Source organism: Mesorhizobium sp. M0514, assembly GCF_040321145.1.
GTDB lineage: Bacteria > Pseudomonadota > Alphaproteobacteria > Rhizobiales > Rhizobiaceae > Mesorhizobium.
In genome coordinates this window covers 93838-100707 of the sequence record NZ_JAMYQZ010000011.1, presented here as the reverse complement: position 1 = coordinate 100707, position 6870 = coordinate 93838, and the positions used below count along the sequence as shown (strand labels likewise).

9 protein-coding genes and 1 tRNA gene are annotated in these 6870 nt (G+C 62.0%); 3 read left to right on the top strand and 7 right to left on the bottom strand.

All coding sequences use genetic code 11. From position 1 onward, the window contains the following. The coding region (gene bhcR / locus NKI61_RS07615) for an HTH-type transcriptional regulator BhcR (protein WP_352839102.1) at nt 1-784 on the top strand (784 nt) is incomplete at its 5' end. Then, complete coding sequence (locus NKI61_RS07610; protein ID WP_023706967.1) at nt 784-1194, top strand: hypothetical protein; 411 nt, start codon at nt 784-786, stop codon at nt 1192-1194. The genes bhcR and NKI61_RS07610, both read left to right, overlap by 1 nt. Nucleotides 1195-1270: 76 nt before the next feature. On the opposite strand, the gene NKI61_RS07605 is transcribed toward NKI61_RS07610, so the two are convergent. The 3 genes from NKI61_RS07605 to NKI61_RS07595 form a co-directional block, all read right to left on the bottom strand. After that, nucleotides 1271-1579 carry a BA14K family protein gene (locus NKI61_RS07605; RefSeq protein ID WP_023667455.1) on the bottom strand — a complete coding sequence of 103 codons (309 nt, stop codon included), beginning with the start codon at nt 1577-1579 and terminating at the stop codon, nt 1271-1273. A 202-nt stretch (nt 1580-1781) separates the two neighbouring features. Next, complete coding sequence (locus tag NKI61_RS07600; protein WP_352839101.1) at nt 1782-1991, bottom strand: hypothetical protein; 210 nt, start codon at nt 1989-1991, stop codon at nt 1782-1784. A gap of 120 nt (nt 1992-2111) precedes the next feature. Next, nucleotides 2112-2294, bottom strand: coding sequence for a hypothetical protein (locus tag NKI61_RS07595; RefSeq protein WP_023667458.1), 183 nt, complete (start codon nt 2292-2294; stop codon nt 2112-2114). 158 nt (nt 2295-2452) lie between these two features. Here NKI61_RS07595 and NKI61_RS07590 point away from each other — a divergent pair. Continuing rightward, nucleotides 2453-2528 (top strand) — tRNA-Thr (locus NKI61_RS07590). Between the two features lie 43 nt (nt 2529-2571). Here the strand turns inward: NKI61_RS07590 and NKI61_RS07585 are convergent. The 4 genes from NKI61_RS07585 to NKI61_RS07570 all read right to left on the bottom strand — a co-directional run bounded on the left by NKI61_RS07585 (nt 2572) and on the right by NKI61_RS07570 (nt 6840). Next, entirely contained in the window at nt 2572-3762 is a 1191-nt protein-coding gene (locus NKI61_RS07585; RefSeq protein WP_352839100.1) for an IS481 family transposase, read from the bottom strand. A gap of 197 nt (nt 3763-3959) precedes the next feature. Then, complete coding sequence (locus tag NKI61_RS07580) at nt 3960-4487, bottom strand: DUF2569 family protein (protein ID WP_245260196.1); 528 nt, start codon at nt 4485-4487, stop codon at nt 3960-3962. A gap of 166 nt (nt 4488-4653) precedes the next feature. Continuing rightward, nucleotides 4654-5343, bottom strand: a complete 690-nt coding sequence (locus tag NKI61_RS07575; protein ID WP_023688400.1) for a TetR/AcrR family transcriptional regulator — start codon at nt 5341-5343, stop codon at nt 4654-4656. Nucleotides 5344-5412: 69 nt separating this feature from the next. Then, nucleotides 5413-6840: an amidase gene (locus NKI61_RS07570; protein WP_023688399.1), complete on the bottom strand. Its 1428-nt coding sequence runs from the start codon at nt 6838-6840 to the stop codon at nt 5413-5415. Nucleotides 6841-6870: the final 30 nt, after the last annotated feature.

Below are 6870 nucleotides of genomic sequence, written 5' to 3'. Positions count from 1 at the left end.
GCGCGCTTTCAACGGCCCGTCCGAGGCCGGTTCTGTACAGTCGCTGGACCGGGCCTTGCGCATCCTGGCCATCGTCGCTGAAGGCAGTGGCCTGTCGCTGAGCGAGATTTCGGCGCGTAGCGAGCTCGCGGCGTCCACCGCCTACCGCATGCTGACGACGCTGCAGAACCACGGCATGGTCGAGTTCGATACATCGGACCAGCTGTGGTCGATCGGCGTCGAGACCTACCGCATGGGTGCCGCCTTCCTGCGCCGCCGCAAGCTTGTCGACAGGGCCCGCGTGGTCATGCAGGAATTGATGGAGAAGACCGGTGAAACCGCCAATCTCGGCGTCGCCGAGGACGATTGCGTCGTTTTCGTCAGCCAGGTCGAGACCCATCAGGCGATCCGCGCCTTCTTCCGCCCGGGCACGCGCAGCTCCTTCCATGCCTCGGGCATCGGCAAGGCGGTGCTGGCGCAGCTCGAGCCGGAACGCGTCGCCGCCATCCTGCGCAAGTCGGGCCTGCAGCGCTTCACCGACAAGACGCTGTCCGACATTTCGGCGCTGGCCCATGACCTGGCTGTCATCAAGCACCGCGGCTGGTCGGTCGACGACGAGGAGCGGCATCCCGGCATGCGCTGCGTGGCCGCCGCCATTTTCAACGAGTTCGGCGAGCCGATCGGCGGTGTCTCGGTCTCCGGACCGACGGTGCGGGTGACGATGGAGCGGCTGGACGAGATCGGGCCGCTGGTGCGCGACGCCGCCGCTGAGGTGACGAGGATGATCGGCGGGTTCCGATTATAATGCGGAGAACGCTTCAGCTTTTGCTCGCCGCTTCACTGTGCGGATGCGTGGCGACGGCGCCCGAGCCCGCCCCTGTCTCCCAGCAAGTCAGCGAGATTCCGATCTCGCTCGCTTTGGAGGAGACAATCACGATCGGCATTCGCCAGCATTTGCAGGATCCTGTATCCGCCAAATTCGGGACGATGCGTGCCGGCGAGCGAACGCTCGACGGCCGCCGCGAAATCCTGGTCTGCGGCCATGTCGCTGCAAAGACGTCGTCCGGTGGTCATACAACAGGCCAACCGTTCGCCGCCAAGATCTATCCGGATGAAGGAAGCAGCTTCGAACTCATCGCCATGGGCGATCAATCGCAGAATGCGAGTGTTGCCCGCATCTGCCGTGCAGCGGGATTGCCGATCTCCGAACCGTAGCCCGCACCGCGGCGCGCTCAAATCAGGAAGGAGGGGCTGCGTACAGCCCCTCCTTTCCGTGTGGGGGTGCCTCCTCTTAAAGGCGGCAATAGTGGCGGTAGCCGTCATAGCCGACATAGGTGTCGGAGTACGGATCGTAACTGGCGTAGCGGTTGGCGCAGCGGCGGACGTGCCAGGAGCCACCCTCGTCGTCGACATAGACGGTGCGGGGCTGCTGGTTGAGCAGGCTGCCGAGCACGAACCCGCCGACGCCGGCGGCGATGCCGATGCCGATTTCGCGGTTGTGGTGATGGCTGTGGGCGGCCGACGGCTGGACGGTGCCGACCAGCGAGGTGGCGGCGACGGTGCTGGCGATGAGGGCAGAAGCGATTTTGCGCGTGAACATGACGATCTCCTTGTTTCGTTGCGAGAGGCGATCCATCCGCCTCTTGATCATCTGTCGTTTCGGCGCGGAAAAAGGTTCGAAAGAATTTGGGTTTTTCTTGAAGGCCGGAAATCAGCCGATGGAAACCAAGATCTGATCGATCGAGCGCTCAACGCAAAAAAGGGCGGCCGAAGCCGCCCTTCCGCGAGGCAGGTCGTCTCGCTCAAAGGAAGATGATCACCTTGCCGTGGTGATGATGATGCTTGTGGGGATGGTGCTTGTGTTGATGGTTCCACCACCACCAGGGCTTGTCGTGGTGCTTGTGATGGTGGTGATGATGGCCGTGAGCGGAGGACGACTGGACGGTACCGGCGAGCGCGCCGTTGGCGAGGAAGATGGCGACCAGGCCCGAAGTAAGAGTGCGCTTCAACATGATGATCTCCTTGATCGAGGCGACCATTCGCCTCTGGAGATCAGTCGCGGTGACGTGGTGAAAGGTTCGAGGTTTTGAGCGAGTAGTGAGTAGTCAATGGTCCGAAAGGCGTTCGCCCATTCACCATTCACCATTCATCCCCATCCCAGTCACATGCCGCAGCCAAAACGCCATCGCGATAAAACCGACGATGGCGGCGATGCCGGTCCAGTCGACATTGGCGCTCTTCACGTCCCTGATGAGCTTTACCGCAAGCAGCCAGGCAATGACGACAAGCGGCAGGATGATGACAAGTCTGATCATGCGACACCCCGTTCGATGCGTTTGCACCTGAGAGATATGTAGGGATCGCATTGGCGGTTTTCAGCATGGCGGCCCGCCCACCTCGGCGGCGTCCATCAGCGATCGAAAACGGAGTTTTGTCTTTACTGGCGCACCAAATATGCTAACCGGAGCGCCGTGCCCTTGTAGCTCAGCTGGTAGAGCAGCGGTTTTGTAAACCGAAGGTCGGCGGTTCGATTCCGTCCGGGGGCACCACCCCTTCGCTGTACGGCCCGGAGACATGGGTAACATTCTGTACCTAAGACATGGGTGACAACCTCGTGCCGAACGGGTTGTCGATGGTTTGCAAGGTCCTTTGTTCCAGGTCGATATATCCGAGATCATAGTGCATGAAGCTGATGAGCCAAATGCCGTCGTCGACTTCGGTGATTCCGAGCCTTTGGCCGGCGAGCACGGTGGAGATGTTGATCTTCTTCCTGTGCATGCAGATGCGGCCGCAGGCGGTGACGAGAATGTCCTTGTCATGGAAGGGGTAGTCCAGCTCGGGGAGGCCTTGATAGGCTCTTGAAGAAGCTCTGTAGAGCTCGGCTGGCACTTTCATTTGGATCGCCTCGTGGGGCCTCTCGTCGTTGAATTCGCTCATGAAAGCATCGAACCGGGCCTGCTGCTGGAGGGCGTTCATGCCCGGCGGCCGCGTGGTCTCCTGCTTCAGGGTGCGGTGCATGCGCTCATGGCGGCCGTTCTGCTGCGGGTGACCGGGCTTGATGCGCTCGACGGCGATGCCGAGCCTGAGCCAGAAGACCGACAGCTTCGAGAGGTTGTAAAGGCCGTTGGGGCTGGCGAAGGGCAGGCCATTGTCGCTTCTGATCGCTTCCGGCAGGTCGCGTTCCTTGAAGAGCCGGACGAAAGCCTCGAGGACCGGAACCTCCTTTGTCGATTCAAGGGCTTCGCAGGCCAGCAGGTAGCGCGAGGCCTGGTCGGTGACCGTCAGGGGGTAACAGTATTGGCGGTTGCCGAGCTTGAACTCGCCCTTGAAGTCGGCGCACCACAGATCGTTGGGCACAACCGCCTGGGACAGTTGCGTGCCCACGGCCTTGTTCGCTCGGTTCCTCTTGCGGGCCTGGCTCACAAGGCCGTGGCGATCGAGCACGGCATGAACGGTGCTCCTGGCCGGGATGCGGACGTCGCCGGCCAGCCTGCGCACCAGCAGCTCGCGTATCTTCCTGGCACCCCAGTGCGGCTTCTCCCGCTTGCTCTCCACGATCAGCCGCTCGATCTGGTCGGGAAGCTGGTTGGCGTAGCGCACCGGCCGCCGCGAGCGGTCGGTGAGCGCATCCAGCCCGTCCTCCTTGTAGCGGTTGAAGATCTTGTAGCCGGTCTTGCGCGAGATGCCGAACTCGCGGCACACATCGCTCATGCCTTCCCCGTCGAGAAGACGAGCCACAAAACGAAGACGTTCCTCCATCACCGAACACTCTTTCCACGGCATCAACACCTCCGGCCAAAAGCCAAAAGTGTTACCCATGTGTCCGGTACAAATCGTCACCTATGTCTCGGGCCGCTCACGCTCTTCGAGCTTCGGGTGGCAGGCCACTCGAAGCTCGTTAGACGAAGGAGGACTGCCGACGGTTCTATTCTGCGGAGCTGGCAGCACGACATCAGGCCAACTCGCAGCCGTCGGACCTTCTAGGAAAATGTGGCAGCCTGTATGGCTGCCGTATCGCCGAACGTGTTCCTCACCCTAACCGACCTGTAGACGTAGGCGGCCCAGATCCCTGTGACTATGAAGGATGCCAAAGGTGTAACCAGAGCTCCTCCGGCAAGCAAACGGTTTACCGGGACACCAAGCACAGTCGATATCCAAACTGTGTCCAGTACGAACAAGAGAGGGATCGCGAACCACAGACATATGAACAGCTGCGGAAAGCGGTGGCTTCGCCGCAGCATCGAAACAAGCACGACCAGCTGAAGCACCAGAAATGCCAGATTGAGGGCTGCCTCGCCATAGATGGCCAAGGCCCCGTTGGGCACTGTAACAAGCTGTTGGTAGGTTTTGACCAGACTGGCCATATCGACAAGTGTGCGCAACGGCGAAAGGGACAGGCTGATCGCCAGCAGGATCAGCCAGCCGCCGAACCCCACGAGGTCATCTGGGCTCTGTGAGGATTTGCGCGACGACCGGACGGCGAAGAAAACCGGCACGCCAATCAGCAACAGAAGTATCGCCCAATGCCACATTTACCCACCCTCGAATGCATCCCTGGGTTGTTTAGCTCGCACCTCTGGATTGTGCAAGCGTTTTTACAGAGATCAAGGCATCGTAGAGATTTTCGGGTTTAGGTTTGCAGAGGACGCTTTCGTCGCTCGCAATGGCCGCATCTCACCCCAAGTCAAAATGCCGCGGAAAGGCCTGGTGCAGCAGGAGCAGCATGGTCTTGCGCAGCACGTCGGTGTCGCGGCTGGACGGGTTGAGATGGTCCCAATACCAGGCGCCATGCACCAGATAGTTCAGGCTCTCCGACAGCGTGTCTATGTCGACGCCGGTGTAACCGCCGCTGCGTGAAATCTCGATCAGCAGCTCGCGCGCTTCGGCCGTGTAGGCGAGATCGCTCGGCAGGCCGATTTCATTGTAGATCTGCATGCTCTTGCGGTCGCTGGAAAACACGACGAAGACCGAGACCCATTTCGGATGCTGCCGGGCAAAGCGCTGCGCGCAATCGACCGCGCCCAACACCCGCTCCACCGGCGACAGGCCGGGCGCCCGCACCAGCGTCAGCCACAGCGCGTCATATTGGTCGCTGAGATATTGCAGGACGGCGCGGAACAGGTTCTCCTTGCTGCGAAAATGAAAGACCACCAGTGCGTTGGACGAGCCGACATGCTCGGCAATGCGCTGCATGGTGACGCTGGCCAGCCCCTCCTCCGCGATGAGCTCGATGGTGGCGTCGATGATGCGCTGGACGCTCGCTTCGCCGCGCTCGCGCCGGCGGTCCTTGGGCGCGGCGTCGTTCGCCGCACCCTTGGCCGCCTTGCTTTTTCCCGCATCCGGAGTGGCTATGCGTTGCGCCATTGTCGTCAGGCCTTTCCCCGGCGGCCGAAACATCCCGCCGCTGCCTTGGCATGCCGGCGCCCTGCGGACTCACAGCGCCGGGCGTGTCCCGGCATTCGTGTACCACTGACCACGAGCCGTCTCATAGGCCATACCCGCCCGGAACACGTCAGCGTCGCTATAGGTGCGGCCGACAATCTGGATGCCTGTCGGCACGCCGTTGGCGGCGCGGCCCGACGGGATCGACAGAACCGGGCAGCGGCTCAGCATGTTGAACGGCGTCGTCATCACCCAGCCCAGCGACGGGTTCACCTCTCGTCCATTGATCTCGACCTTGCCTTTGGTCTGATCGAATTCCGCCGGCACTGCGGGAAGCGCATTGGTCGGGCAGATCAGCACGTCGTATTTTTCCAGCAAAGGCCCCAGCGTCAGGTACATCCTGGCCGCCACATCGAGCGTCGCGACAAAATCCGTCGCCTTCGACTTCTGCCCGTCCTGCGCGAACTGCCTGGCATAGCTGGTCATGTCCTTGCCGTTCTTGGCGAGCAGCGGCGACAGCGAGGCGCCGAAGAGATGTTCGAGATAGGCCATGCCGGCCTTGAGCACCTCGTCGCCCCAGCCGAGGTCCACCTCCTCGACGGTGGCGCCGAGCGAGCGGAACACATCGCAGGCAGCGAGCGTGTTCTTGCGCACGTCCGCATCCACCTCGAAGGACCCGAGATCCATGGAGAATGCGATCTTCCAACCCTTGATCGGCTTGTAGTCGAGCGGCAGGCGCAGTTTCGGGCGCAGCGTGGCGATGTCGAGCGGGCTCGGCCCGGCCATGACGTTCTGCAGCAGGATCGCATCCCCGACGTTTCGGGCCAAGGGCCCGGTGTGGCAGAAAAAATCGAGATTGAACGGCGGCTCATCGGGATTGCGGCCGTAAGGCGGCTTGAAGCCGACCAGGCCGCAGGCCGAGGCAGGGATGCGGATTGAGCCCGCTATGTCCGAGCCGGTTGCGATCGACGACGTGCCGGAGGCCAGCGTTGCCGCCGAACCGCCCGACGAACCGCCCGGCGTGAAATCCGGGTTCCAGGGGTTGCGCGTGACGCCCCAGCGCTTCGACCAGGTATAACCGGCGCAGCTGAATTCGGGCGTCGCGGTGCGGGCGTGGACGATGCCGCCGGCCTTCATGACACGCTCGTTCATGGTCGAGGTATGGCCGCCAATGGCGTCCCCGGACAGCAGCGAGCCATGCGAGGTCGGCTTGCCCTTGATGTAGCTCTCATCCTTGATGCCGATCGGCAGGCCCTCGAGCGCGCCGGTCCTGGCGCCTCTGGCGTATTTCGCCTCGGCTTTTCTGGCGAGATCCATCGCCTCGTCGAAATGCGTGAAGGTGAGGCAGTTGATCGTCGCCTTGGTTGCCTCGGCGCGGCGGATGGTGGCCTGCATCAGTTCCAGAGGCGACAGTTTCTTCGCCTTGAACAGCCGCAACGCCTCGCTGGCCGGCATGTAGCAAAGGTCGAGATCGGACATAAAAAATCTCCCGCGGCGGCTTTACGGCAT

What these genes read in the sequence shown, in the direction of transcription:
- NKI61_RS07610 (WP_023706967.1), top strand. Translation starts at nt 784, where the DNA reads ATGCGGAGAACGCTTCAGCTTTTGCTCGCCGCTTCACTGTGCGGATGC.
- NKI61_RS07605 (WP_023667455.1), bottom strand. Translation starts at nt 1,579, where the DNA reads ATGTTCACGCGCAAAATCGCTTCTGCCCTCATCGCCAGCACCGTCGCC.
- NKI61_RS07600 (WP_352839101.1), bottom strand. Translation starts at nt 1,991, where the DNA reads ATGTTGAAGCGCACTCTTACTTCGGGCCTGGTCGCCATCTTCCTCGCC.
- NKI61_RS07595 (WP_023667458.1), bottom strand. Translation starts at nt 2,294, where the DNA reads ATGATCAGACTTGTCATCATCCTGCCGCTTGTCGTCATTGCCTGGCTG.
- NKI61_RS07585 (WP_352839100.1), bottom strand. Translation starts at nt 3,762, where the DNA reads ATGCCGTGGAAAGAGTGTTCGGTGATGGAGGAACGTCTTCGTTTTGTG.
- NKI61_RS07575 (WP_023688400.1), bottom strand. Translation starts at nt 5,343, where the DNA reads ATGGCGCAACGCATAGCCACTCCGGATGCGGGAAAAAGCAAGGCGGCC.
- NKI61_RS07570 (WP_023688399.1), bottom strand. Translation starts at nt 6,840, where the DNA reads ATGTCCGATCTCGACCTTTGCTACATGCCGGCCAGCGAGGCGTTGCGG.